The organism is Streptomyces sp. NBC_00390 (genome assembly GCF_036057275.1).
Lineage (GTDB): Bacteria > Actinomycetota > Actinomycetes > Streptomycetales > Streptomycetaceae > Streptomyces.
This window is the reverse complement of sequence record NZ_CP107945.1, coordinates 7,194,559-7,218,993: the sequence shown is the minus strand read 5'-3', so window position 1 is coordinate 7,218,993 and position 24,435 is coordinate 7,194,559. Positions and strand designations below refer to the sequence as shown.

The 24,435-nt window shown below is 71.9% G+C and carries 23 protein-coding genes; 15 read left to right on the top strand and 8 right to left on the bottom strand.

All coding sequences use genetic code 11. The features are described from left to right. Positions 1–120: 120 nt before the first annotated feature. The gene (locus OHS70_RS32050; RefSeq protein WP_328403222.1) at positions 121–1,266 is read right to left on the bottom strand and encodes an 8-amino-7-oxononanoate synthase; all 1,146 of its coding nucleotides are present in this window, start codon (positions 1,264–1,266) and stop codon (positions 121–123) included. Positions 1,267–1,411: 145 nt separating this feature from the next. Here OHS70_RS32050 and bioB point away from each other — a divergent pair, with 145 nt between their 5' ends. The 5 genes from bioB to OHS70_RS32025 all read left to right on the top strand — a co-directional run bounded on the left by bioB (position 1,412) and on the right by OHS70_RS32025 (position 6,361). Then, the gene (gene bioB, locus OHS70_RS32045; RefSeq protein WP_328403220.1) at positions 1,412–2,608 is read left to right on the top strand and encodes a biotin synthase BioB; all 1,197 of its coding nucleotides are present in this window, start codon (positions 1,412–1,414) and stop codon (positions 2,606–2,608) included. Then, positions 2,601–3,890, top strand: a complete 1,290-nt coding sequence (locus tag OHS70_RS32040; protein ID WP_328403218.1) for an adenosylmethionine--8-amino-7-oxononanoate transaminase — start codon at positions 2,601–2,603, stop codon at positions 3,888–3,890. The genes bioB and OHS70_RS32040 overlap by 8 nt, the downstream gene beginning before the upstream one ends. Before the next feature lie 627 nt (positions 3,891–4,517). Then, positions 4,518–5,246: a dethiobiotin synthase gene (gene bioD, locus OHS70_RS32035; RefSeq protein WP_328403216.1), complete on the top strand. Its 729-nt coding sequence runs from the start codon at positions 4,518–4,520 to the stop codon at positions 5,244–5,246. A 5-nt stretch (positions 5,247–5,251) separates the two neighbouring features. Further along, positions 5,252–5,605, top strand: a complete 354-nt coding sequence (locus tag OHS70_RS32030) for a VOC family protein (protein ID WP_328403214.1) — start codon at positions 5,252–5,254, stop codon at positions 5,603–5,605. A 60-nt stretch (positions 5,606–5,665) separates the two neighbouring features. Next, positions 5,666–6,361 (top strand): class I SAM-dependent methyltransferase, encoded by a 696-nt coding sequence (locus tag OHS70_RS32025; protein ID WP_328403212.1) that lies wholly within the window; start codon positions 5,666–5,668, stop codon positions 6,359–6,361. 89 nt (positions 6,362–6,450) lie between these two features. On the opposite strand, the gene OHS70_RS32020 is transcribed toward OHS70_RS32025, so the two are convergent. The 3 genes from OHS70_RS32020 to OHS70_RS32010 all read right to left on the bottom strand — a co-directional run bounded on the left by OHS70_RS32020 (position 6,451) and on the right by OHS70_RS32010 (position 8,084). Next, complete coding sequence (locus OHS70_RS32020; protein WP_328406058.1) at positions 6,451–6,822, bottom strand: fic family toxin-antitoxin system, toxin component; 372 nt, start codon at positions 6,820–6,822, stop codon at positions 6,451–6,453. A gap of 177 nt (positions 6,823–6,999) precedes the next feature. Continuing rightward, entirely contained in the window at positions 7,000–7,872 is an 873-nt protein-coding gene (locus tag OHS70_RS32015; protein ID WP_328403210.1) for a PP2C family protein-serine/threonine phosphatase, read from the bottom strand. Further along, positions 7,869–8,084, bottom strand: coding sequence for an antitoxin (locus OHS70_RS32010; RefSeq protein WP_328403208.1), 216 nt, complete (start codon positions 8,082–8,084; stop codon positions 7,869–7,871). Before OHS70_RS32010 ends, OHS70_RS32015 begins: the two co-directional genes overlap by 4 nt. Before the next feature lie 163 nt (positions 8,085–8,247). Here OHS70_RS32010 and OHS70_RS32005 point away from each other — a divergent pair, with 163 nt between their 5' ends. From OHS70_RS32005 to OHS70_RS31985, 5 genes are all read left to right on the top strand, one after another. Next, positions 8,248–9,030, top strand: a complete 783-nt coding sequence (locus OHS70_RS32005; protein ID WP_328403206.1) for an ABC transporter ATP-binding protein — start codon at positions 8,248–8,250, stop codon at positions 9,028–9,030. Positions 9,031–9,037: 7 nt separating this feature from the next. Further along, the gene (locus OHS70_RS32000; RefSeq protein ID WP_328403204.1) at positions 9,038–11,605 is read left to right on the top strand and encodes an ABC transporter permease; all 2,568 of its coding nucleotides are present in this window, start codon (positions 9,038–9,040) and stop codon (positions 11,603–11,605) included. 91 nt (positions 11,606–11,696) lie between these two features. Then, positions 11,697–12,125, top strand: a complete 429-nt coding sequence (locus tag OHS70_RS31995; protein WP_328403202.1) for a GNAT family N-acetyltransferase — start codon at positions 11,697–11,699, stop codon at positions 12,123–12,125. A 161-nt stretch (positions 12,126–12,286) separates the two neighbouring features. After that, positions 12,287–13,750 (top strand): hemolysin family protein, encoded by a 1,464-nt coding sequence (locus tag OHS70_RS31990; RefSeq protein WP_328403200.1) that lies wholly within the window; start codon positions 12,287–12,289, stop codon positions 13,748–13,750. Further along, complete coding sequence (locus OHS70_RS31985) at positions 13,747–14,760, top strand: hemolysin family protein (protein WP_328403198.1); 1,014 nt, start codon at positions 13,747–13,749, stop codon at positions 14,758–14,760. Before OHS70_RS31990 ends, OHS70_RS31985 begins: the two co-directional genes overlap by 4 nt. Positions 14,761–15,134: 374 nt before the next feature. On the opposite strand, the gene OHS70_RS31980 is transcribed toward OHS70_RS31985, so the two are convergent. Then, on the bottom strand, positions 15,135–16,148 hold the full coding sequence (locus OHS70_RS31980; RefSeq protein WP_328403196.1) for a maleylpyruvate isomerase family mycothiol-dependent enzyme: 1,014 nt from the start codon (positions 16,146–16,148) through the stop codon (positions 15,135–15,137). 59 nt (positions 16,149–16,207) lie between these two features. Here OHS70_RS31980 and OHS70_RS31975 point away from each other — a divergent pair, with 59 nt between their 5' ends. Genes OHS70_RS31975 through mug form a run of 3 tightly spaced genes read left to right on the top strand, consistent with a single transcriptional unit; the run spans position 16,208 to position 19,082 of the window. Continuing rightward, positions 16,208–17,005, top strand: coding sequence for an SGNH/GDSL hydrolase family protein (locus OHS70_RS31975; RefSeq protein WP_328403194.1), 798 nt, complete (start codon positions 16,208–16,210; stop codon positions 17,003–17,005). Positions 17,006–17,064: 59 nt separating this feature from the next. Beyond that, positions 17,065–18,507, top strand: a complete 1,443-nt coding sequence (gene purB, locus OHS70_RS31970) for an adenylosuccinate lyase (protein ID WP_328403192.1) — start codon at positions 17,065–17,067, stop codon at positions 18,505–18,507. Positions 18,508–18,524: 17 nt separating this feature from the next. Beyond that, positions 18,525–19,082 (top strand): G/U mismatch-specific DNA glycosylase, encoded by a 558-nt coding sequence (gene mug / locus OHS70_RS31965; RefSeq protein ID WP_328403190.1) that lies wholly within the window; start codon positions 18,525–18,527, stop codon positions 19,080–19,082. On the opposite strand, the gene OHS70_RS31960 is transcribed toward mug, so the two are convergent. Then, positions 19,060–19,494: a hypothetical protein gene (locus OHS70_RS31960; RefSeq protein ID WP_328403188.1), complete on the bottom strand. Its 435-nt coding sequence runs from the start codon at positions 19,492–19,494 to the stop codon at positions 19,060–19,062. The genes mug and OHS70_RS31960 overlap by 23 nt on opposite strands. A gap of 494 nt (positions 19,495–19,988) precedes the next feature. Here OHS70_RS31960 and OHS70_RS31955 point away from each other — a divergent pair, with 494 nt between their 5' ends. After that, a complete protein-coding gene (locus tag OHS70_RS31955; protein ID WP_328403186.1) occupies positions 19,989–21,146 on the top strand; it encodes an ROK family protein in 1,158 nt (385 codons plus the stop codon). Positions 21,147–21,242: 96 nt separating this feature from the next. Here the strand turns inward: OHS70_RS31955 and OHS70_RS31950 are convergent, their stop codons facing one another. Together OHS70_RS31950 and OHS70_RS31945 are read right to left on the bottom strand one after the other, a co-directional pair. Next, the gene (locus OHS70_RS31950; protein WP_328403184.1) at positions 21,243–22,007 is read right to left on the bottom strand and encodes a GntR family transcriptional regulator; all 765 of its coding nucleotides are present in this window, start codon (positions 22,005–22,007) and stop codon (positions 21,243–21,245) included. A 269-nt stretch (positions 22,008–22,276) separates the two neighbouring features. Further along, positions 22,277–23,161, bottom strand: coding sequence for an RNA polymerase sigma-70 factor (locus OHS70_RS31945; protein ID WP_328403182.1), 885 nt, complete (start codon positions 23,159–23,161; stop codon positions 22,277–22,279). A gap of 159 nt (positions 23,162–23,320) precedes the next feature. Between OHS70_RS31945 and OHS70_RS31940 the strand changes: the two genes are divergently transcribed. Beyond that, positions 23,321–24,151, top strand: a complete 831-nt coding sequence (locus OHS70_RS31940; RefSeq protein WP_328403180.1) for an alpha/beta fold hydrolase — start codon at positions 23,321–23,323, stop codon at positions 24,149–24,151. Positions 24,152–24,435: the final 284 nt, after the last annotated feature.

Genomic DNA, 24,435 nt, shown 5'->3' with positions numbered 1-24,435 from the left:
AGACTGCCACTTACAGGGCGGCAAGGATGCCGATCCACCGGGATAGGCGTCTATCTGTCGCTCGATGCGGTGAACTCTGCTACGGGAGAACGTATTTGGGGTGGTCGGCGGTGTGCGGCGTCACCGCTCCGGGGCGGTCCGGACAATCGTGTCGACCGCCCTGTCGAGCTGCTGACCTGTGAGGTCGGCGCGGGCCGTGAGCCGGATGCGGGAGATACCGTCCGGCACCGACGGCGGGCGGAAGCACCCGACGACCAGCCCCGCCGCCCGGCAGTCCGCCGCCCAGGCCAGAGCGGCCTCGGGCGAGGGCGCCTGCACCGAGACAACGGCCGCGTCCGGACGCGCCGAGGTCAGACCCGCGGCCGTCAGCCGCCCATGCAGCGTCGCCGCCACCTCACGGGCGCGGCCCGCGAGCTCCGGTTCACGGCGCAGCAGGCGCACGCCGGCCAGCGCCGCCCCGGCCGCGGCCGGGGCGAGGCCGGTGTCGAAGATGAACGTGCGGGCGGTGTTGACGAGATGGTCGATGACCCGGGCCGGTCCGAGGACCGCGCCACCCTGGCTGCCGAGGGACTTGGAGAGGGTGAGCGTGGTGACGACACCGGTACGGCCTGCGAGGCCGGCTGCGTCCAGCGCGCCGCGGCCGCCGTCGCCCAGGACGCCCAGGCCGTGCGCGTCGTCGACGAGCAGGGCGGCACCGGCCGCACGGCAGGCATCGGCGAGCGCCGGCAGCGGGGCCGCGTCACCGTCCACCGAAAACACCGAGTCGGTGACGGCGACGGCACGGCGGGCGCGGTGCGCGTCGAATGTCTTGCGCACGGCTTCCACGTCGGTGTGCGGGACGACGGCGGTCTCGGCGCGGGAGAGCCGGCAGCCGTCGACGATGGAGGCGTGGTTGCCCGCGTCCGAGACGATCAGCGCGTCACGGCCGCTCAGTGCGGTCACGGCGGCGAGGTTGGCGGCGTAGCCGGAGGACAGGACGAGGGCGGCCTCGAATCCGCAGAACTCCGCGAGCTCGCGTTCGAGTTCCGCGTGCAGCTCGGTGCTGCCGGTCACCAGCCGGGAGCCCGTCGCCCCCGCGCCCCAGCGGCGTGCCGCCTGTGCCGCAGCCTCGGTGATCTCGGGCCTTCGGGTGAGGCCGAGATAGTCGTTGCTCGCCAGATCGAGGAGCACGGAGTCGGCGGGGCGCGGCCGGAGCGTCCGTACAAGACCGGCGCGCTCACGGCGGCGCGACTCGTCGTCGATCCAGTCGAAAGGATCCTGAGGCATGGTGGTCCGGTCCTTTTGTAGGCAGCGCACAGACCCTAACCGGGTGCGCTCGAGGAGCGGATGTGGCCATGCACACACCTCAAACAGACGCTGTTGTGGGGATCCTCCTTGGCCGTGGCGTGTGCCGTAGGACAGGATCAGCGCCATGGACCTGCTGAACACACTGGTGGAGAAGGGGTTGCGGCGCGAGCTGCCGACCCGTGAAGAAGCGCTCGCCGTGCTGGCGACCTCCGACGACGATCTGCTCGATGTGGTGGCTGCCGCCGGGAAGGTGCGCCGCCAGTGGTTCGGGCGGCGTGTGAAGCTCAACTACCTGGTGAATCTCAAGTCAGGGCTCTGCCCGGAGGACTGTTCGTACTGCTCCCAGCGGCTCGGCTCCAAGGCGGAGATCCTCAAGTACACCTGGCTCAAGCCCGACGAGGCATCCGAGGCCGCGGCGGCCGGCGTCGCCGGCGGCGCCAAGCGGGTCTGTCTCGTCGCGAGCGGCCGCGGTCCGACGGACCGGGACGTCGACCGGGTCTCGAAGACCATCGAGGCGATCAAGGAGCAGAACGAGGGCGTCGAGGTCTGTGCCTGTCTCGGGCTGCTCTCCGACGGCCAGGCCGAGCGGCTGCGCGAGGCGGGCGCCGACGCGTACAACCACAACCTGAACACGTCCGAGGGGACGTACGGGGACATCACCACCACGCACACGTACGCCGACCGCGTGGACACGGTGAACAAGGCGCACGCCGCCGGGCTTTCGGCCTGTTCGGGTCTGATCGCGGGCATGGGCGAGAGTGACGAGGACCTGGTCGACGTGGTCTACGCGCTGCGCGAGCTGGACCCGGACTCGGTGCCCGTGAACTTCCTGATCCCGTTCGAGGGCACTCCGCTCGCGAAGGAATGGAACCTCACACCGCAGCGTGCGCTGCGCATTCTGGCGATGGTGCGGTTCGTCTGCCCGGACGTGGAGGTACGGCTCGCGGGCGGGCGCGAGGTGCATCTGCGCACGATGCAGCCGCTCGCCCTGCACCTGGTCAACTCGATCTTCCTCGGCGACTATCTGACCAGTGAGGGCCAGGCGGGCAAGGCCGACCTGGAGATGATCACGGACGCCGGTTTCGAGGTGGAGGGTACGGACACCACGACGCTGCCCGAGCACCGGTCGGGCGGCGGCTGCGCGACGTCGGTGTGCGGCGACGGTGGTACGGGCTGCTCCGACAGCGCCCCTGCCGCCGAGGCGACCCCTGCGGCCTCGGCCGCGTCGGTTCCGGCTTCGGCTGCTGCTTCGGGGGCGCGTACCGATCTGGTCGCCGTGCGCCGCCGTGGAGCAGGCACGGACCTCGCGCCCAATGCCTGAGCTGCCCCCCGCCGAGCTCCGGTCCCTTGACCGGGCCCATGTGTGGCATCCGTACGGCCCGATGCCGGGCCGTACGGACCCGCTCGTCGTCGAATCCGCGTCGGGGGTACGGCTCCGGCTCGCGGAACCGGCCCTTGGGCAGCGCGAGTTGATCGACGGCATGTCGTCGTGGTGGTCGGCGATCCACGGCTACAACCACCCGGTCCTCAACGAGGCGGCGACCGGCCAGCTGGGGCGGATGAGCCATGTGATGTTCGGCGGGCTCACCCACGAGCCCGCCGTGCGGCTGGCCACCCGGCTGGTGGAGATCACCCCCGAGCCGCTGCAGCACGTCTTCCTGTGCGACTCGGGCTCGGTGTCCGTCGAGGTCGCGGTGAAGATGTGTCTGCAGTACTGGCGTTCGCTGGGGCGGCCGGCCAAGCAGCGCATGCTCACCTGGCGCGGCGGGTACCACGGGGACACCTGGCAGCCGATGGCGGTGTGCGACCCCGAGGGAGGGATGCACTCGCTGTGGTCGGGCGTGCTGCCGCGCCAGATCTTCGCGGACGCGCCGCCGGCCGGGTACGAGGAGTCGTACGCGGAGGGCCTGCGCGCCCTGGTCGCGCGCCATGCGGACGAGCTGGCCGCGGTGATCGTGGAGCCGGTGGTGCAAGGCGCGGGCGGTATGCGGTTCCACTCCCCCGAGTATCTGCGGGTGCTGCGAGAGGCCTGCGACGAGCACGGGGTCCTGCTGGTCTTCGACGAGATCGCCACCGGGTTCGGCCGCACGGGAGCGCTGTTCGCGGCGGAGCTCGGCGGTGTCTCGCCGGATGTGATGTGTGTGGGCAAGGCGCTGACCGGCGGCTATCTCACGATGGCGGCGACGCTGTGCACCTCGCGCGTGGCTGACGGGATCTCTCAGGGCGAGGTTCCCGTACTGGCCCATGGCCCGACGTTCATGGGCAACCCCCTGGCAGCGGCGGTGGCCTGCGCGTCGATCGACCTGCTGCTCGCCCAGGACTGGCAGCAGGAGGTCAAGCGCCTGGAGGCGGGCCTGCGGGACGGCCTCGCGGGCGCCGCCGAACTGCCGGGAGTCAAGGATGTCCGGGTGCTCGGTGCGATCGGCGTGATCCAGCTGGACCACGACGTGAACATGACGGCTGCGACGGAGGCGGCGGTGCGCGAGGGCGTGTGGCTTCGGCCGTTCAGGGACCTTGTGTACGTGATGCCGCCGTACATCACGGACGACGAGGACCTGGCCCGCGTGTGCCGTGCGGTGCGAGCGGCGGCGGCCGCGGGGTGATGCCGCCAGGCGGTGCCGCACGGCGCCGGCGGGGTGGATTCCCCGCCGCCCGCCGTGGCACGGCCCGGTGACCGGGCCGTGCCACGGCGGGCGGACGAGGCCGTCACCGCCGCAGACGGTGGGCATGGGGGTTGTCCGCGAGACCCCGCAGCGGCCCAGGGCGCGCGGCCGCCGCGCAGGCGGCGCCATGCGGCCGCCTGCGGGCGGAACCGGCACACCGGGCACGCACCGGACCGGGCGGACCGCCAGGCCGGGCGGACCGCGGGGCACGCACCAGGCCGCGCGGACCACGGGGCACGCACCAGGCCGCGCGGACCACGGGGCACGCACCAGGCCGCGCGGACCACGGGGCACGCACCAGGCCGGGCGGACCGCGGGGCACGCACCAGGCCGGGCGGACCGCGGGGCACGCACCAGGAAGAACCGGCCGCCGGGGACCGGCCTGCGAAACCCGGGCCGGCCGGTGGCGTGCCCGCCCCGGCCCACGTTCCGCGGGGCCGCAGCGGTGTCCGCGCCGCGCGAGGCCGGGGCCGTTGTCGCAGGCGACCTGCCGTGCTGTGCGCAGCGCGGCCGACCAGGAAACGTGGCACGCGCGTCGTGCCGAACCGCAAGACAGGAAGCCACTCCATGCCAGTGATCGTCGTGACCGGGACCGGAACCGAGATCGGCAAGACCGTCGTCACAGCCGCCGTTGCCGCGCTGGCGCGGGCACAGGGCCGGTCCGTCGCCGTGCTCAAGCCCGCGCAGACCGGGGTCGGGCAAAGTGAGGCGGGCGACGTCGACGAGGTGCGGCGGCTGGCCGGCGATGTCACCGGGGTCGAGCTCGCGCGATTCCCCGAGGCGCTCGCGCCCGCGACCGCCGCGCGGCGGGCCGGCCTCGAGCCGGTGCGGCCCCGGCAGGTTGCCGAGGCCGCGCGGAAGCTGGCCGGTGAGTACGACCTGGTGCTCGTCGAGGGGGCCGGCGGCCTGCTCGTCCGTTTCGACGACGACGGGGCCACGCTCGCCGATGTGGCCGGGGAGCTGGGTGCGCCCGTGCTGGTGGTGACGCCGGCCGGGCTCGGAACGCTGAACATGACGGCCCTGACCGCGGAGGCGCTGCGCGCACGGCAGTTGGAACAGCTCGGCGTGGTCGTGGGCAGCTGGCCCGGCGAGCCTGATCTCGCGGCACGGTGCAATCTCGCGGATCTGCCCGACGCGGCGGGCGCCCCTCTGCTGGGCGTCGTACCCCAGGGCGCCGGGTCGCTCGCACCGGCGGACTTCCGCGACCGGGCCACGGGCTGGCTCGCGCCGCGGCTCGGCGGCACCTGGGACGCGACGGTGTTCACCGCGACGGCGTTCGGTCCGTCCGTACGCTGAGCCTCATGCGAGCAAGGATCGACGAGATCGTCTTCGACTGTCATGACCCGGTGCGACTGGTGCGCTTCTGGGCCGCGCTCCTCGGCGGCGATCCCGTGGACCGCGAGGACGACTGGTCGTACGTCGATCCGCCGGAGTGCATGCGGGTGGCCTTCCAGCGCGTACCCGAGGGCAAGGCGGCCAAGAACCGGCTCCATCTGGACCTCGATGCCGGTGATGTCGTGGCGGCGGCCGCCGAGGCCGTAGGGCTGGGCGCGACCCGGGTCGGCGGGGTCGTCACCGACGAGCACGGGCGTTTCCAGGTGCTGCAGGATCCCGAGGGGAACGAATTCTGCTTCGTGGCGGCGCTGGACGGCTGAGTTCCACCGCCCAGGGGGAGAATGGCGGTGACCGGTCCGTCCGTTCCAAGGAGGCCCGCGATGCCGCTGCGCAGCACCAAAGTGCCGCATGACGCCGTCCACCATCCGCTGTTCGCGCGCTTCTACGCCAGGATGAGCGTGGCCGCGGACACCAGGGGCGGCATCGCCGCCTACCGCGCAGAGCTGCTGGGCGGACTGTCGGGCCGGGTGATCGAGATCGGCGCGGGCAACGGGCTGAACTTCGTGCATTACCCCATGGCCGTCAGCGAGGTCGTCGCACTCGAACCGGAGCGCACGCTGCGGAAGTTGGCCGCCGAGGCGGCGCTGCACGCCGAGGTCCCGGTCGATGTGGTGCCGGGCGCCGCCGAGGCGCTGCCGGTCAAGAGCGAGGCCTTCGACGGGGCCGTCGCGTCGCTGGTGCTGTGTTCGGTGCGGGATCTTCCACGGGCGCTGTCGGAGATCCGGCGGGTGCTGCGACCGGGCGGTGAGCTGCGCTTCTTCGAGCACACGCTGGCAAAGAGCCCGGGCCTCGCGCGTACGCAGCGGCTACTGGACCGCACGGTGTGGCCGCTCATGTGCGGCGGCTGCCACACCGCGCGGGACACGATCGCGGCCATCGAGGCGGCGGGGTTCGAGCTGGGCACGCACCGCAGATTCCGGGTGCCGGAAGGCCGTGTCCAGCTGCCGACGTCACCTTGTGTGCTGGGAGTTGCACGCCGTCCCTTCGGTACGGACCAGGGACCGGCACCACGGTGAGCCGCCGTCAGGAGATGTGGGCGGCGCGGGCGGGAACACGGTCCGATCGCCGGAGGATCAGGGCGGGTCGCCCGGGTCGGTGTGCCGGATCAGCGACTCCACTGCCGTAGCTCTTCCGCAATGGTCCGCACGTCAGCCGTGCCCGCCTTCACCAGTCGGGCCAGATTCCGCACCTGTTCCGGTGAGGTGACGACCTTCAGGCCACTGGCGACCAGGTAGCCGTAGGCGACGGCGGAGGCAAACATCGCGTTGGAGCGTTCGAGCGCCGGCACATGCAGCAGGAGTTGGAGCAGCGCCGCGGCCCGGGCGTGCGGGTCGCTGTAGACGGCGACGCCGAATATCTCGGCGTCATGACGGCTGACGGCGGCCACGAGCGCGCCCCAGTCGGTGACCTGCGGGTCACCGGGGGTCTTGTGCTCGGCGACCATCAGCAGCCATGCCAGATCGATCTGCAGATTCACGGGGCCAGGTGACGGTGTCTCAGGGGACTCATCGTTGTCCATGTGGAGAAGCTGCCTCGGAGGTGGGCGGGCGCTGAGTGGTTGCGTTGATCAGTATTCCCCAGCGGCCGGCTCCGATCGAGGGCGGCCGCACAACCGTCCGTGTCCGGTCGGGACGCGGTGCCGGGCGGCCCGCGGTCATGCCGGGCCGGCGGCTGCGCCGGAGGGGCTCGTCGCCGTCCCCGTCGGCGGACCTGGCCGCACCGGGACGAGCAGTGCGGTGATGTTGTCGTGCCCGCCGGCGTCGAGGGCGTGACCGACCAGCGACCGTGCATCGTCCAGAAGGCCACCGCCGGCGGACGGTGCCCGCCGGCCGCGGGTGGAGGTGGCCCGCAGTCCGTCGGCGTCGGGCACGTAGCGCCACAGTCCGTCGGTGCACAGCAGCAGGCGGCCGGGTGCCTGCGGCCGGTAGCTGCGGACACGCGGGACCGGTTCGTCCGCGTCGGCTCCCAGCCAGGCGGAGAGCGCTTCGTGCTCGCCTGTGTCGTCCTCGGTCAGCGCCATCCCGATCCCCTCATCGGGCAGCCAGTACGCGCGGCTGTCGCCGACCCAGGCACTCCAGATGCCCTCCGGACCCGCGATGCCCGCGACGTAGGTGCAGGCGGGTGCGGCATCCACCGACGCGGCCAGGGCGGCGACGGCGCGGCCCGCGCGGGTGGCGGCGTCGCTGAGCGCAACTTCCGGCAGGGCGCCCGCCCCGAGGAGTTCCACCAGGGCGGCCGCGCCGACCTCTGCCGCGACCTGAGCGGCTCGTTCCGCCCGGGGGGACATGGACACGCCGTCGCAGACGACGCCGATCGTCCATGTGCCGGCCGTGGTCAGCGCCATGGCGTCGGCGTTGATGCCGCGCCGCTTTCCGCGGTCACTGATTCCCGCGGCACCGCCGGGCACCGTGATCTCCACATGCGAGCGGAAGGCCGGCTGGGCGGCACCGCAGTCCCAGCAGTGGCCGTCGGGGGCGACCGTTCCTCCGCACCGGACACAGCCCGGGACCGGCGTGACGAGCGTCAACGCTTGTCGCCGAACTCCTCGGCGAAGAGCGACTCGTACTGCTTCATGAAATCGGCGGCCGCGTCCACGAAGGTGCGGCCCGCCTCGCCCGCGTCCTGTTTGACGAGCTCCTCGATGTAGCGGTTCACGCTCACCCCGCGCTGCAGGGCCCGCTGGCGCGCCGCTTCGGCGGTGCTCTCGTCCACCCTTACGTTCAGCTGGGTCTTCGCCATACCATCAAGCTAGCGCGAAGACGCTAGCACCGGCAAGGCGGCGGCCGAATGGCCCTTGCACCGAACCCTGCGGCCGAACCCTGCGACGGATACCGGCGTGTCCCACCCGGCCCTACTCTCCACTCCTGTACGGGAGTCGGGGAGCACACCCCTGGAGGCGGCCTTGTCCACACCTGTCACTGCACCCACCGGAGACCCGGCCCCGGAGGTACCGCTGGCCGCCCGGGCGCGCTCGCTCACCAAGGCGTACGGGACCGGCGAGACGGTCGTACGCGCCCTGGACGGGGTCGATGTCGACATCACGCGCGGCCGGTTCACCGCGGTGATGGGGCCGTCGGGCTCGGGAAAGTCCACGCTGATGCACTGTCTGGCCGGACTGGACACCGTGTCCGCGGGCCGGGTGTGGCTCGGCGACACGGAGATCACCTCTCTCAAGGAGCGCGAGCTGACCCGACTGCGCCGGGACCGGATCGGCTTCATGTTCCAGGCGTTCAACCTGCTGCCGACCCTGAACGCCGCCGAGAACATCACGCTGCCCATGGACATCGCCGGTCGCGCACCCGACCGTGAGTGGGTGGACCAGGTCATCGACACGCTCGGCCTGCGCAACCGCCTCAGCCACCGGCCCGCTCAGCTGTCCGGCGGGCAGCAGCAACGGGTCGCCTGCGCGCGGGCGCTCGCCTCCCGGCCCGAGCTGATCTTCGCCGACGAGCCGACCGGCAATCTGGACTCACGCTCGGGCGCCGAGGTGCTGGGCTTCCTCCGGGAGGCCGTCGACCGGCTGGCGCAGACGGTCGTCATGGTCACCCACGACCCCGGCGCGGCCGCCTACTCCGATCTGGTGCTGTTCCTGGCGGACGGCCGGATCGTCGATGTCATGTCCGGCCCGACGGCAGAGACGGTCCTGGAACGTATGAAGCGTTTCGACACCCTTCGCAGAAGCTGAGGTCACGGTGCTCAAGGCGACGTTGCGGAGTTTCTTCGCCCACAAGGGGCGGCTGCTGCTGTCCGCACTCGCGGTGGTGCTCTCGGTGGCGTTCGTCGCCGGCAGCCTGATCTTCTCGGACACCGTCTCGCGCACCTTCGACCGGCTGTTCGCCTCGACATCCGCGGATGTCACGGTCTCGCCGAAGGAAGGCATCGGCGAACGGCTGCCGAGGACCGGTGTCGTACGGACCGTCCCGGCCTCGCTGGCCAAGCGCATCGACGCCGTCGAGGGCGTACGGGCGGCCCATGTCGAGGCGTCGGTGGGAAGCCTCACCGTCGTCGACGCCGACAACGAACCGGTCGGCCCGACGACCGGGGCGCCCACGATCGCCACCAACTGGTACGTCACCGACCGCAGTGCGGTGAAGCTCACGAGTGGTCGCGCGCCCGCGGGACCCGGGGAGGCGCTGCTGGACAAGGACACCGCCGACAACAAGGGCGTACGTATCGGGGACACCCTCACCGTCCTCGCGCAGCCCGGCTCGTTCCCGGTGAAGGTCGTCGGAATCGCCACCTTCGTCACCACCAACCCCGGTGCCGCGCTGGTCTTTCTGGACACGGCGACCGCCCAGACGGAGCTGCTCGGCCGGCCGGACCGGGCCACCTCGATCGCCGTCGATGCCGCGGACGGGGTGTCCGACGACGTGCTCAAGCAGCGGATCGCGGCCGCGCTCGGCGACGGCTACGAGTACCGGACCGCCGACGAACAGGCCAAGTCGGCCGCGGCCCGGCTCGGTGGGTTCCTCGATGTGATCAAGTGGGTGATGCTGGGCTTCGCCGGGGTCGCCGTACTCGTCGGCATCTTTCTGATCGTCAACACCTTCTCGATGCTGATCGCCCAGCGCACCAGGGAACTGGGGCTGTTGCGGGCACTGGGGGCCGACCGCCGCCAGGTGCGGCGCTCGGTGCTGACGGAGGCGCTGCTGCTGGGTCTTGTCGGCTCGACGGTGGGGCTGGCGGCCGGGATCGGGCTGGCCGCCGGGCTCATCGAGCTGATGAGCCTGTTCGGCATGAATCTGAGCGCCACCGAGATGGTGGTGGGTGTGGTGACCCCCGTGTCGGCCTATGCGGTCGGTGTCGCTGTCACCTTCGTGGCCGCGTATCTGCCGGCCAGGCGCGCGGCGCAGGTGTCGCCGATGGCAGCACTGGTGGACGCGGAGGTCGCCGGGGTGGGACGGCCGTTGACGGTCCGGGCGATCGCGGGGTCGGTGGTGGGCGCGGCGGGCCTGGCGGCTCTCGGCGGCTGCGTGGTCAGTGAGCGGACGGCCACTGCCTCCTCCCTGCTCGGTCTGGGTGTCGTGCTGACTCTGGTCGCCATGGTGGTGGCGGGACCGCTGCTGGTACGGCCGGTGATCCGGGTGCTGGGCGGCGCGTTCCCCCGGCTGTTCGGCCCGGTGGGGCGGATGAGCCAGCGCAACGCCCTGCGCAACCCGCGGCGTACGGGAGCCACCGCCGCGGCCCTGATGGTGGGCCTGGCGCTTGTCGGCGGTCTGTCGATCGCCAGCTCCTCGATGACCAGGTCCTTCGACGAGCGGATCGACCGGACGCTCGGAGCGGACTTCGTCGTGCAGAACACCAACTTCACTCCGTTTCCTCGGGAGATCACGCAGAAGGTGGAGGGCGTCGAAAGCGCGGGCACCATCGTGCGGCAGCGCTTCGCACCCCTCGCGCTGACCCTGCCGGACGGCAAGCGCGTGGAGTCGACCGCGTCGGGGTACGACCCGCAGCTGGACGAGGCCGCCCACCTCACCTACGCGAGCGGGGACACCGCCGCCGCGCTGGCGCCGGACAGCATCGCGCTGGACCGCGACTTCGCCGCCGAGCACGACGTACGGATCGGTTCGGTGCTGCCCGCCGAGTTCCCGGGCGGACAGCGGACGCGGCTGACGGTCCGGGCGCTCACCGACAGGGACACGAGCGGCGGGCCGGGGATGGAAGGCGGCGTGTTCATGGGTCTGGCCACCCTGGAGAAATACGTGCCGGGAGGCCAGGAGGCGGCGGTCTACGTCAATGCGGCGGACGGGAGCGACCCGGCCGAGCTGCGCAAGGGGCTGGAGTCGGCGCTCGACCCCTATCCGCAGGTGCAGGTGCGGGACCAGGCGGACTACAAGGAACTGGTCCGACGGCAGATCTCGGTGATGCTCTATCTGGTGTACGCGCTGCTGGGTCTGGCCATCATGATCGCCGTGCTGGGCGTGGTGAACACGCTCGCGCTGTCGGTGGTCGAGCGGACCCGCGAGATCGGGCTGCTGCGGGCCATCGGGCTGTCCCGCGTCCAGCTCCGGCGGATGATCCGGCTGGAGTCCGTGGTGATCGCCGTCTTCGGTGCGCTGCTGGGACTCGCGCTCGGTGTGGTGTGGGGCGTGGCCTTGCAGCAGGTGCTGGCGCTCGAGGGGATGGCCGGGTTCGCCGTGCCGTGGGTGACGATGGTGGCCGTCGTGGTCGGATCGGTCGTGGTGGGCCTCGTCGCGGCGGTGCTGCCCGCCCTGCGGGCCTCCCGGATGGACGTGCTGACCGCCATCGCGCACGAATAGCCGCCGCGCCGCGGTGAGTTCAGGGGCGGGGGCCGTCTCGCAGTGCGGAACCCACTGGCCGGTCCGGGCCGACAGGTGCTTGGCTCCGGTCATGACCGACCTGCACCTGCGCACCGCCCAGGCCGCCGACGCCGAGGCCGTCCTCGCCTTCTGGAAGGAGGCTGCCGAGGGCACGAGCATTACCGACGACGTGGACGGAGTGGCCCGGCTCATCGCACGCGACCCCGAGGCACTGATCCTGGCCGAGCGCGACGGCCTGCTGGTCGGCTCTGTGATCGCGGGCTTCGACGGGTGGCGCTGCTCCCTGTACCGCCTCGCAGTGCTTCCCTCCCACCGGCGGCAGGGGATCTCGGCGGCCCTGCTCGACGCGGCGGAGCGGCGGTTCCACGCGGTGGGCGGCAGGCGCGGCGACGCCATGGTGCTGGAGGCGAGCGAGCTCGCTCATCAGGCGTGGGCGTCGGCCGGCTACCACCGCGAGGACCACTGGCGGCGCTGGGTGAAGCCGTTCGCCCAGGCGTAGCAGGCAGGCACCGACCGGACCGCTTTACCGACCCTTTACCATGGGTGGATCATTCACTTCCGGCATGAAAGGTGTGAGCGTCCGCCCATGGGCGAGCCTCCCAGTAGCAGATATCGAGCGATCCTCCTCCCGCTGTCCGACGATGGGACGGAGGTGGACCGATGACCGAAGTGCTCCTGCTCTTCGTGGCTGTGCTGCTCGCGCTCGCCTGCGGAGGCTTCGTCGCGGCGGAATTCTCGCTCACCACGGTCGAGCGCGGTGAGCTCGAACGGGCGGTCGAGCGCGGCGAGCGCGGTGCGAGTGGCGCGCTGAAGGCCGTACGCAGCCTCACCTTCCAGCTCTCCGGCGCCCAGCTCGGTATCACCGTCACCAATCTGGTGGTGGGCATGCTCGCCGAGCCGTCGGTCGCCAAGCTGATCCGCGGGCCGCTGGAGGCACTCGGCTTCTCGGCCTCGGTCGCCTCCTCGGCCGCGCTCGTGATCGGCACGGCGCTGTCGACCGTGGTGCTCATGGTCGTCGGCGAGCTGGTCCCGAAGAACTGGGCGATCTCCTCGCCGCTGGCCGTCGCCAAGGTGGTGGCCACCCCTCAGCGGGTCTTCACGGCTGCCTTCCGGCCCCTCATCACCCATCTCAACAACACGGCGAACCGCACCGTGAAGCGTCTGGGGCTGGAGCCGACGGAGGAGCTGGCGTCCGCGCGCAGCCCCAAGGAGCTGATCGCGCTGGCCAGGCACTCCGCCAAGGCGGGGGCGCTGGAGGCGGACACCGCCGAGCTGTTCGTCCGCACCCTCCATCTGGCCGAGCTGACAGCGGAGAACGTCATGACCCCGCGGGTCCAGGTCACGGCGCTCGACGTGCTCGCGACCGCGGAGGACGTGGCCAACGCCACGCGGGCGACCGGACTGTCGCGCTTCCCCGTGTACCGGGGCAGCCTCGACGCCGTCGTCGGCATCGCACACATCAAGGACGTACTGGCGGTCCCGGCCGAGCATCGCCCCCGGCACCGGGTCTCGGAACTGCTGCGCGAGCCGCTGCTCGTACCGGAGACGCTGACCGTGGACCGGCTGCTCGACCGGCTCTCCGGCAGGTCGACGATGGCGGTGGTCATCGACGAGTACGGCGGCACGGCCGGTGTGGTCACGCTGGAGGACATCGTCGAGGAGGTCGTCGGCGAGGTGCGCGACGAGCACGACCCGCACGAGACACCGGATCTGGCTCCGGCGGGCAAGGACACGGACGGCCGCAACCTGTGGTCGGCGGACGGGGCTGCCCGCACCGACCAGCTGGCCAGCATCGGACTGCGGGTGCCGGACGGCCCGTACGAGACGCTGGCGGGACTGGTGGCGACCGAGCTGGGACGTATCCCGGTCCAGGGCGACCGTCTCGACATCGACGGGTGGCAGCTCGACGTGGGGGACGCCACGGGCCGGCGGGCTGCACGGGTGCTGTTGCACGCGCCGCTGAAGCCGGTGCAGGACACGGCAGCCGGGACGGACCGGTCCGAGCGCGGCGGCCGCTTCGGGCGGGGCGGGCGCATCGACCGGGCGGGTGCCGCGGACCAGGCGGACGGGACCGGCGGAAGCGACGGGACCGGACGCGGGCGCAGTGAGGAGGCCGGACGATGATCGCGGTCCAGCTCTTCATCGGTTTTCTGACGCTGGTCGTCAACGCCTTCTTCGTCGGCGCCGAGTTCGCGCTGATCTCCGTGCGGCGAAGCCAGATCGAGCCGGAGGCACAGGCCGGCAACCGGCGCGCACGCAGCGTGCTCTGGGCCCTGGAACATGTCTCGGTGCTGCTGGCCGCCGCCCAGCTGGGCATCACGGCGTGCACCCTCGTGCTCGGCATCGTCGCCGAGCCGGCCATCGCCCATCTGCTGGAGCCGGTCTTCGACGCGCTGGGCGTCCCGCACGGTGCGGTGCACCCGATCTCGTTCGTGATCGCTCTGTCGCTGGCGACCTATCTGCACATGCTGCTCGGCGAGATGGTGCCGAAGAACATCGCACTCGCGGAGCCGGTGCGCAGCGCGCTGCTGCTGGGCCCGCCGCTGGTGGCACTGGCCAGGGCCCTGCGCCCGGTGATCTTCTCGATCAACGCGATGGCGAACGGCCTGCTGAAGCTGTTGCGGGTGGAGACGAAGGACGAGGTGTCCGCGACGTTCTCGGACGACGAGCTGGCCTCACTGGTCCGTGACTCCGGCGACGCCGGACTGCTGGACGACCGTTCGGCGGCACGGCTGCGCGACGCACTGGAACTGGGCCGCAGGCCGGTACGGGATGTGGTGATGCCGGTCGAGCGCGTGGTGTACGCGCGCGCCGGGACCACCCCGGAGCAGTTGGAGCTTCTGTCCGCCGAGTCCGGGTTCTCGCGCTTTCCCGTCATCGACGACGACCGGCGCATCCTGGGCTACCTCCACGTCAAGGACGCCCTGGACGCCGCTCCGAGGGACGAGCCGTTCCCGGTCTCGGCGCTGCGCCCGATCGCCCGCGTCCGGGCGACCAGCCCGCTCGACGACGTGCTCACCGCGATGCGCCGCAGCCGCACCCACCTGGCGGCGGTGCTGGACGAGGAGGGCCGGCCGGAGGGCCTGGTGACGATGGAGGACATCCTGCGCGAACTGGTCGGCCGGCCCGACTGACCGGCGGCGGGGCCCGGGACCGTCCTGCTCCGGGCCGCTGCCTCCGGGGAACGGTGTGTCCGCCGGGCGCCATGAGGCCGGCGCCCCGGATGTCTCACCGCGGAGTACGGGGGTAATCGGCGGCCTCACCGATCTCACTCCCGAGGACAGCGGCCGTCGCTTCGGCGGCCCGCACCGACGAGGACATCGGACGTCCGGACGTTCGGGCGGTCGAACGCCCGGACGTCCGCCGAACAGACCCGGGACCACCGGGACACGGGGGCGCCCGTCCGAACATCGGACCGGATGCTCACGCGCCCGGTCGTCAGCCGGGGGCGGGGGCGAGGGCCCTGCCTGCCCGGCCCGTCATCGCCTCCGCGTCCGGTGCGCGGGTACTACAGCGCCGTGGCCGCCACCCACGCGTCCAGAAGGGCGCGGTCGCCGGCGACGGCGAACCGGACGTCGTCCGGGCGCATGCGGCCGTAGGTGAGCAGCAGCAGATCGGCGACCGGCGCCTGGACGCACACCGCGGCGGCATCGGCCGCGGGGCCGCACCTGGTCCAGGCGTACCCGGCGCTGCCGAACGTGATCGTCCAGCCGCCGCCGGTGTCGGTGGCCGACAGGTGCAGCGAGCCGTCCGGCAGCCTGGTGACGGGCTCGGCGATCCGGCCCAGGTGCGGAAGGTTCTCCAGGAACTCGTCGATCCCGTCAGCGGCGGTGCCGGCCGGGATGCCGGGTTCCCGGCCGAGGGCGAGTTCTGCGTCCGCGAGGTGGATCTGCGCCTCGAACAGCAGCCGCCGCGGGAAGAAGGCCACCCGCTGCTCGGCGCCGTGGGACCACATCGGGGTCTCCGGGTCCACCTTGCGCAGGGTGCGCAGCGTCGCCTCGGCGCTGCGGGCCAGCCACTCCGGGTACGCCGCGGGGTGATCGGGCAGGTCGAGGGGTATGTCCCGTGACCAGACCCGCTCGGCGGCCCGGGTCCGTACGAGGTGCTCCATCCAGCGGTGCGTGGTGCCGTGATGCTTCACCAGGTCCGCGAAGGTCCAGCCGGGACAGGTCGGCACCGGGGTCGCGGGGTCCACGTCCCGTACGGCCTCGACGAAGCGCCGCACCAGGTCCTCGACGCCGTCGCAGTACAGCTCGTGCTGATCGTCGTCGAGGCCGAAGCCCTCGGGAACCTTCAGCAGATCGTCCCGCCAGGCGCCCTCCGGGTGGCGTGCCGCCACCTCGCGGAAGAGTCCGGCCAGTTCACGCCGGTCGGCGGGCGGGAGCCGGTCGAGCAGATACGCGGTGGTCTCCAGCCACTTCACCGCGGTGTCCGGGTCGAGCACATCGTCGTCACAGGTATCGATCGAGGTCACCACATCGGCCAGTGCTTCGGCCAGAGCGTGGAGCAGTGCATCACTCACAGGACTCCCCTCCCGGTACGGAACCGACGGACCTTACCGCGCGGTACGATCGCTCCGCCATGGAGATGAATGCCAACTACACCAGTTTTGTCGCGGTCGGTGACTCGTTCACCGAGGGGATGTCCGACCTCCTTCCCGACGGTTCCTACCGAGGGTGGGCCGATCTGCTCGCAGCACGGCTGGCCGCGCGGTCTCCGGGCTTCCGTTACGCCAATCTCGCCGTGCGGGGGAAGCTCATCGGCCAGATAGTCGACGAGCAGATCGACACGGCGGCCGCCATGCAGGCGGATGTGGTCACCCTCGTGGGCGGGCTGAACGACACGCTGCGGCCCAAGTGCGACATGCCACGGGTGTGCGGGCTGCTGGAGGAGGCCGTCGAGAGGCTCGCACCGTCGTGCGGACAGCTGGTGCTGATGCGCAGCCCGGGCCGCAGCGGCCCCGTACTGGAGCGCTTCCGCCCACGCATGGAGGAGCTGTTCGCGCACGTCGACAAGCTCGCGGCCCGGCACGGTGCGCGGGTGGTGGACCTGTACAGGTCGTCGGCGCTGAGCGACCGGCGGATGTGGGACGTGGACCGGCTGCATCTGACAGCGGAAGGGCACCGCCGTGTCGCCGAGGCGGTGTGGCAGACGCTCGGGCACGAGGCCGAGGAGGACTGGCAGGCACCGCTGACGCCCGCCGTCCCGGCGAGGTGGGCCGAGCGGCGCGGCGCCGACCTGCGGTTCGCCCGCCAGTACCTGGGGCCCTGGATCGGCCGTCGGCTGACGGGGCGCTCCTCGGGCGACGGACGTCCGCCCAAGCGGGCCGAACTGCTCCCGTACGAGCCGCCGCTCGGCCTGGACGAGGCGCGTTCGTAGCAAGGTACGAATGGGGGCGGGGCGCTGGCCTGCAGAAATCGCCAGTAGAATCTGGACACGTGACTGCTGTGTCTGCGAAGCCTCGCATCCCCAATGTCCTGGCCGGCCGCTACGCCTCTGCGGAGCTCGCCGTCCTCTGGTCCCCCGAGCAGAAGGTCAAGCTGGAGCGCCGGCTCTGGCTCGCGGTGCTGCGTGCCCAGAAGGACCTCGGGATCGAGGTGCCGGATGCCGCCCTCGCCGACTACGAGCGGGTGCTCGACCAGGTCGACCTGGCGTCGATCGCCGAGCGCGAGAAGGTCACACGCCACGATGTGAAGGCGCGCATCGAGGAGTTCAACGCGCTCGCGGGCCATGAGCACGTGCACAAGGGCATGACCTCCCGCGATCTGACCGAGAACGTCGAGCAGCTGCAGATCCGGCTCTCGCTGGAGCTGATGCGCGACCGTACGGTCGCCGTGCTGGTCCGTCTCGGCAAGCGGGCGGGCGAGTACGCGGAGCTGGTCATGGCCGGCCGCTCGCACAATGTCGCCGCGCAGGCCACGACGCTGGGCAAGCGCTTCGCGACGGCCGCCGACGAACTGCTGGTCGCCTACGACCGTCTCGAGGACCTGCTCGGCCGCTACCCGCTGCGCGGCATCAAGGGCCCGGTCGGCACCGCCCAGGACATGCTCGACCTGCTCGGCGGAGACACGGCGAAGCTGGCGGAGCTGGAGCAGCGCATCGCCGGTCACCTGGGCTTCGCGCACGCCTTCACCTCGGTCGGCCAGGTCTACCCCCGGTCGCTGGACTACGACGTCGTCTCGGCGCTCGTGCAGCTCGCCGCGGCGCCGTCCTCGGTCGCCAAGACCATCCGGCTCATGGCAGGGCACGAACTTGTCACCGAGGGCTTCAAGCCCGGCCAGGTCGGTTCCTCCGCCATGCCGCACAAGATGAACACCCGCTCCTGCGAGCGTGTCAACGGCTTGATGGTCATCCTGCGCGGCTACGCCTCGATGACCGGCGAACTCGCGGGCGACCAGTGGAACGAGGGCGATGTGTCCTGCTCCGTGGTGCGCCGGGTGGCACTGCCGGACGCGTTCTTCGCCTTCGACGGTCTGCTGGAGACGTTCCTGACCGTGCTCGACGAGTTCGGCGCGTTCCCCGCCGTCGTCGCGCGCGAACTGGACCGCTACCTGCCGTTCCTCGCCACGACCAAGGTGCTGATGGGCGCGGTGCGCGCCGGAGTCGGACGCGAGGTCGCGCACGAGGCCATCAAGGAGAACGCGGTCGCGTCCGCGCTGGCGATGCGTGAGCAGGGCGCGGAGCGCAACGAACTGCTCGACAAGCTCGCCGCCGACGAGCGGATCCCGCTGGACCGGGCGCAGCTGGACGCGCTGATGGCCGACAAGCTGTCGTTCACGGGCGCGGCGCGCGATCAGGTCGCCTCGGTGGTCGCCCGGATCGAGGAGATCGCCAAGCAGCACCCGGAGGCAGCGGGCTACACCCCGGGCTCGATCCTCTGAGCCGCGGTGGACGCCGGGTGACACCCGAGGAACTCGAGGCCGCCCGCGACCGCGTCGTCGACGACGTGGTCGCGGACGGCCTGACGGTGCTGTTCTGCGGGATCAATCCCGGCCTGATGTCGGGGGCGACCGGCCATCACTTCGCCCGGCCGGGCAACCGGTTCTGGCCGGTGCTGTACCTGTCGGGTTTCACGCCGCGTCAACTGGCGCCCGCAGAGCAGCGCGAGCTGCTGGACCACGGGCTCGGCATCACGAATGTCGTCGCCCGGACGACGGCGCGCGCCGACGAACTCAGCGACGAGGAGCTGCGCACGGGCGGGCGGCTGCTGACCGAGAAGGTGGCGCGGCTGCGGCCCCAGTGGCTGGCGGTCGTCGGCGTGACCGCGTACCGCACGGCGTTCGGTGAACGGACGGCGCGGATCGGACGCCAGGAACGCACGATCGCGGACACGAGGATCTGGGTGCTGCCCAATCCCAGCGGCCTCAACGCGCATTGGACGGCGCAGGCGATGGCGGAGGAGTTCGGCCGGCTGCGGACCGCGGCCCAGAGCCCTACGGAGGGTCGATCTCGGTGACGACAGCGAGCAGCTGATACGGCTGCCGGTCGTCCGCGGCCCGGCGCGAGAGCCCGACGGCTATCCAGTGGCTCTCCACGCGCCACAGATACACGGACGCGGCGCTGTGGCTCAGCTCGTCCCACGGCGCCGCGACGTCCTCCCCCGCGGCGCCGCGCACCGACGCCGACCACAGACTGATGAGCTGCGCCTCCCCCCAGCGTCCGCTGAGCGCCCCGGCGAGCGCCTCGCACTCGGCCTCGTACTGCTCGACGGCCGCCTCCCGCCGGACGGCCACGCCGTCCGCGGCCGTGCGCAGTGCGGCGAGGTGGTAGCCCGGGCCACTGTCGCCGAGCTCCGACCGACCGCGCTCGGCCGGGAACGGCCGGGAGCGCAGCAGGTCGATCGCCGCGAGATGCTGTGCAGTGGTCATGCGGCCAGTAAACCGGCCCGCACCGACAATTGGCACACCGTCAGTGGTCCGGGGCACCGGCCGGCTCCCGTCCGCGAGGCGCGCCGGACACACCGCCGGTGAAGGGAGTGCTCCCGTGCCCCTTGCCGGACGAACGGCAGCGCCCACGCGGCGTACTCCGTCCCGGCGATCGCGTCCCGGCGGCCGCCACCAGCCACGAACCCTCGGGGCCACAGCGAAGATCAACAGCCATCGATGGGGCGACCTGCCCAGGACCGCCTGCCCGTGGGAACAACCAGCGGCCTGATCGTCGCAGAGGTGCGTGCGTGGCGCCGCGAGCCATGGGCGTGGGTGGACCTCACCTGCGCCGGGAGCGCACGGCGGGGCGGATCGTGCCGGGCGGTCTCCCATGGCGGCCGCCGGGCCCGGCGCAACCAGGCCCGGCGGCCGGTCGCCGCCATCGTGCCGGGGCGAGTACGATCCGCACACACGCGCACGAGCTGGGAGGACACACGGTGGGGCGGCTGACCGGCGGGGATCCTTCGCTGTTGCGGCGGATCAATTCCGCGGTGGTACTCCATTCCCTGCGGGGTGCCGAGTCCACCACGCTCACCGGCCTGACCCGGATCACCGGGCTGTCCCGGCCGACCGTAGAGGGCGTCGTCGAGGGGCTGATCGAGGCCGGGCTGGTCGTCGAGTGCGTGCCCGAGGAGGGCGGGACGCGTCGCCAGGGCCGGCCGGCCCGGCGGTTCAGGTTCCGCGCCGAGGCCGGGCATCTGCTGGGCATCGAGATCGGATCCCATCGCGTCGCCGCCCTGCTCTCCGGCCTCGACGGGCGCATCATCGGCGCCGGTTCGCGCGAGGTGTCGGAGACCGCCGACGAGGACGAGCGGCTGGAGCGCGTACGGGCGGTTGTCGCCGATGTGCTGCGCCGGTCCGGCGTCGCGCGCAGCAGTCTGCGCGCGGTAGGGGTCGGCTCCCCCGGGATCGTCGAGTCCGACGGCACCGTGCGGCTGGGGACGGCGCTGCCCGGCTGGACCGGACTGGCGCTGGGTGAGCGGCTGCGCCGGTCGTTCCGCTGCCCGGTGCTCGTGGAGAACGACGCCAACGCCGCCGCGGTCGCGGAGCACTGGAAGGGCGCGGCAACGGACTCGGACGACATCGTGTTCGTACTCGCCGGTCTGAGCCCCGGCGCCGGCTCGCTGATCGGCGGGCGGCTGCACCGGGGTTACGGCGGCGCGGCGGGCGAGATCGGGGCGCTGCACCTGCTGGGCCGCGGGGCCACCCCCGAAAGACTGCTGTCGACCACGGACGAGCCGCTGCATCCGCTGGACGAGCAGGCCGTCGCAGACGTCTTCGCGCTGGCCAAGGGCGGCGACGAACAGGCCGTCGCGGCAGTCGACCGGTTCATCCAGCGCCTGGTGCACGATGTGGCGGCGCTGGTCCTGGCGCTCGATCCGGAGCTGGTGGTGGTCGGGGGCTGGGCGGCCGGGCTGGACGGTGTACTGCCGCCGCTGCGCAGCGAGCTGGCCCGCTACTGTCTGCGGCCGCCTCGCGTGGTGCTGTCCCTGCTGGGCGAGGCGGCCGTGGCGACGGGTGCGCTGCGGCTGGCGCTCGACCATGTCGAGGAGCAGCTGTTCGCGGTCGAGGGAACGGTGACGGCCCGCCGCTGAGCTCCTTCGCCCGGAGCGACGGGCCGTGCGGGCCTGGGGCCTCTCGAACGTGCCAGGGTTGGTGAGCCCGGCACGAGCCGGGAGAAGCGCAGTGGGTCAGGAGGCGCGGCGTTCCTGGTCGTGGTGGCTGATCTGCAGGTCCCCGAGGTCACCGAAGGTGAGCCGGCAGGTGTCGGCCCGGTAGGTGGCCACCGAGACGGCCGCCGTGCGGCCCTCGGCGAAGTAGCGGGTGGTGACGACCAGTACGGGCGCGCCGGGCAGCCGGTCCAGTTCCCTGGCGTCGTCGGCGCGCGCCGAGCCCAGTTCCACAGCGCGGTCCTGGCCCTCGAGGCCGAGCCGCTGGAGCTCGCGCAGAACGACGCGGGCGAGCGCGGGGCCTGACGGTGCGTCGATGGCGGGCAGCGCGGGCACCGAGGCAGCGGGGACGAAGAGCAGCTCGGCGGCGACGGGCTGGCCGTGGATCATACGCACCCGGCGCACGGTGTGGGTGGCCTCGTCGGCGTCGGTGTCGAGCATCCGTGCCACGGCGACGGGCGGGACCGCGACGGTGCACTCGGCGGCCTGCCAGGCGTCGGTGTCGGAGCCGGGCCACTCGTGCTGGGAGGTGGACACGTCCACGCCCATGCGCGGCGGTGCGACGGTCGTGCCGACACCGCGGCGGCGCTGGAGCCGGCCTTCCAGCTCGAGCTGCTCGAGTGCCTGGCGCAGTGTGGCGCGGGCAACTCCGAAGCGCGCGGCGAGGTCACGTTCGTTGGGCAGGATCTCGCCGACGGTGAAGTCCGAGTCGAGTGCTTCACCGATCACGGTCTTGAGGTGCCAGTACTTCGGTTCCGGCACCGATTCCAGCTGCGTGGTCCCCACCCTGATCCTCCGCAATGGCCGTGTCCCCGGCGGCTTTTACGCGCCCTTGTTTATTAAAGGTTCCTGCACTATCTCTGCGACCATAGGACGGCCCACCCCCTTGGTCAAGACCAATCCTGCCGCCGTCACGCAGTGGAACGGAACGGATTCGCAGAGCGTTTACAGGACGTTCGTGACCGGGCGGAACGGACGTCGCGAAAGGCCCCGCATCCACCGCGGACACGGGGTCCCACACGGCCTGACGTGCGGTGAGGACGGAGGCGGGCCGGCTAGAGCGAGGCGACGGCGCCGAGCTTGTCAGGGTTGCGGACGATGTAAACGCACGTGATGCGGCCGTCCTGAATCTCCACCTGCATGACGGTGTCCGGCTTCCCGCCCGACAGGACGAGCAGTGCGGGAGCGCCGTTGAGTTCGAGCACGCGGATCTCGGCGTCGGGAACCGGCTGGTGCGCCACCGCGAAGAGGAAGCGTCCGACCTTGTCCACGCTCTCGAGGACGCGCAGCGGGGCCCTGGCCTTGCCGCCGCTGTCGCCGACCAGGCGCACGTCGGGGGCGAGCAGCTTCAACAGCTCGCCCAGGTCGCCGCCCGACGCGGCGGCGAGGAATCGCTCCGTCAGATCCCGGCATGCGGCGGGGTCGACGTCGTGGCGATGCGTTCGCTCCTCGACATGCTTTCGTGCCCGCCCGGCGAGCTGGCGCACCGCCGCCTCGGAGCGCTCCAGCATGGTGGCGATCTCCCCGTACGGGAAACCGAAGGCCTCCCGGAGCACGAACACCGCCCGCTCCAGCGGTGAGAGTGACTCCATGACGACCAGAACGGCGAAGGAGACGGTCTCGGCGAGCACCGCGCGTTCGGCCGTGTCGGGGACAGCGGGACCGAAGTCCGTGGCGATGGGCTCCGGCAGCCAGGGGCCGACATAGGCCTCGCGCCGCGACTGGACGTGCCGCAGCCGGTCGATGGCGAGACGGGTGGTGATCCGGACAAGGTAGCCGCGTGGCTCCCGGACCTCGTCGCGCTGCTGCGCGGACCAGCGGAGCCAGGCTTCCTGCACCACGTCCTCGGCGTCGGCGACGCGGCCGAGCATCCGGTAGGCCACCCCGGTGAGAACGGGACGGTGCTCTTCGAAGACGTCGGTCAGGGTGTCGGTCGCCATTCCTCCATCCCAGCCGATGCGGCATCCGCTGTCCAGGCGGATCGGGTGCCTCGCCCGGCGCAGTGGCGAGCGACGCACTCGTGGCCTCTTGAACTGGAAGCTACCGAACGGTAATTGTTACTGACAGTGCGTCTACGACCAAGGGGCAGGGGCAGCAGAATGGCCAGAGAGATCTCGTTCTCCATCGAGACGGCACACGGCAGCCGCGAGCTGACCGTCAACTACGAACGGCGCGGCTCGGGCGAGCCGCTGCTGCTGCTGCACGGGATAGGGCATCACTGGCAGGCCTGGGAGCCCGTGCTCGGGATCATCACCGCCGAGCGCGATGTGATCGCCGTCGACCTGCCCGGCTTCGGCATCTCCCCCGCGCTGCCCGACGGTGTGCCCTACGACCTGTCCTCCGTGTCCGCGGCGCTCGGCTCCTTCTGTACGGCTCTGGGCATCGACCGGCCGCATGTGGCGGGCAACTCGCTGGGCGGGTTGCTTGCGCTGGAGCTGGGCCGCGAGAAGCTCGTCAGGTCGGTCACCGCGCTGTCCCCGGCGGGCTTCTGGTCGGAGGCCGAGCGGCGCTATGCCTTCGCCACGCTGCGGGCGATGCGGCTGGGCGCGCAGTCGCTGCCGCTGCCGCTGATCGAACGGCTGTCCCGTACGGCCGCAGGACGGACGGCTCTGACGGGCACCATCTACGCGCGGCCGGGCCGGCGCTCACCGGAGGCCGCCGTCGCCGAGACGATCGGGCTGCGCGACGCCACGGGCTTCCACCAGACCCTGGCCGCAGGACGCAGTGTGCTGTTCACCGACGACATCCCCGACCTGCCCGTCACCATCGGCTGGGGTACGCGGGACCGCCTGCTGGTGCGCCGTCAGGGCATCAGGGCCAAGCACGTCATTCCCGGCGCGCGGCTGATCCGGCTGCCCGGCTGCGGCCATGTCCCGATGAACGACGACCCGGCACTGGTGGCCCGCGTCCTGCTGGACGCCAGCAGCTGAGGCGGGGGCCGTACGGCCACGGTGCGGGACCGGACTGCAGGGCGGCGGCGAGCGGTCGCCGTTGACGGCCCGGCCGATACTCGCCAGGCGCGTCCGAGTGCTCCGGCACGCGTGCCGGAAGCCTCCGGGAGCGCCCGGGGCGTGCGGCTCACGGCACGGGCGGCGGGCACGGCACGCCGGGGGACCGCTCGTTGCCCCAACCTCCTCTTCCGGCTGTTCACTTGGGGTTCGTGTGGCGGCCGTGGCCGGGCACTAGGCATGGCACGGCACACGATCCGCCACAC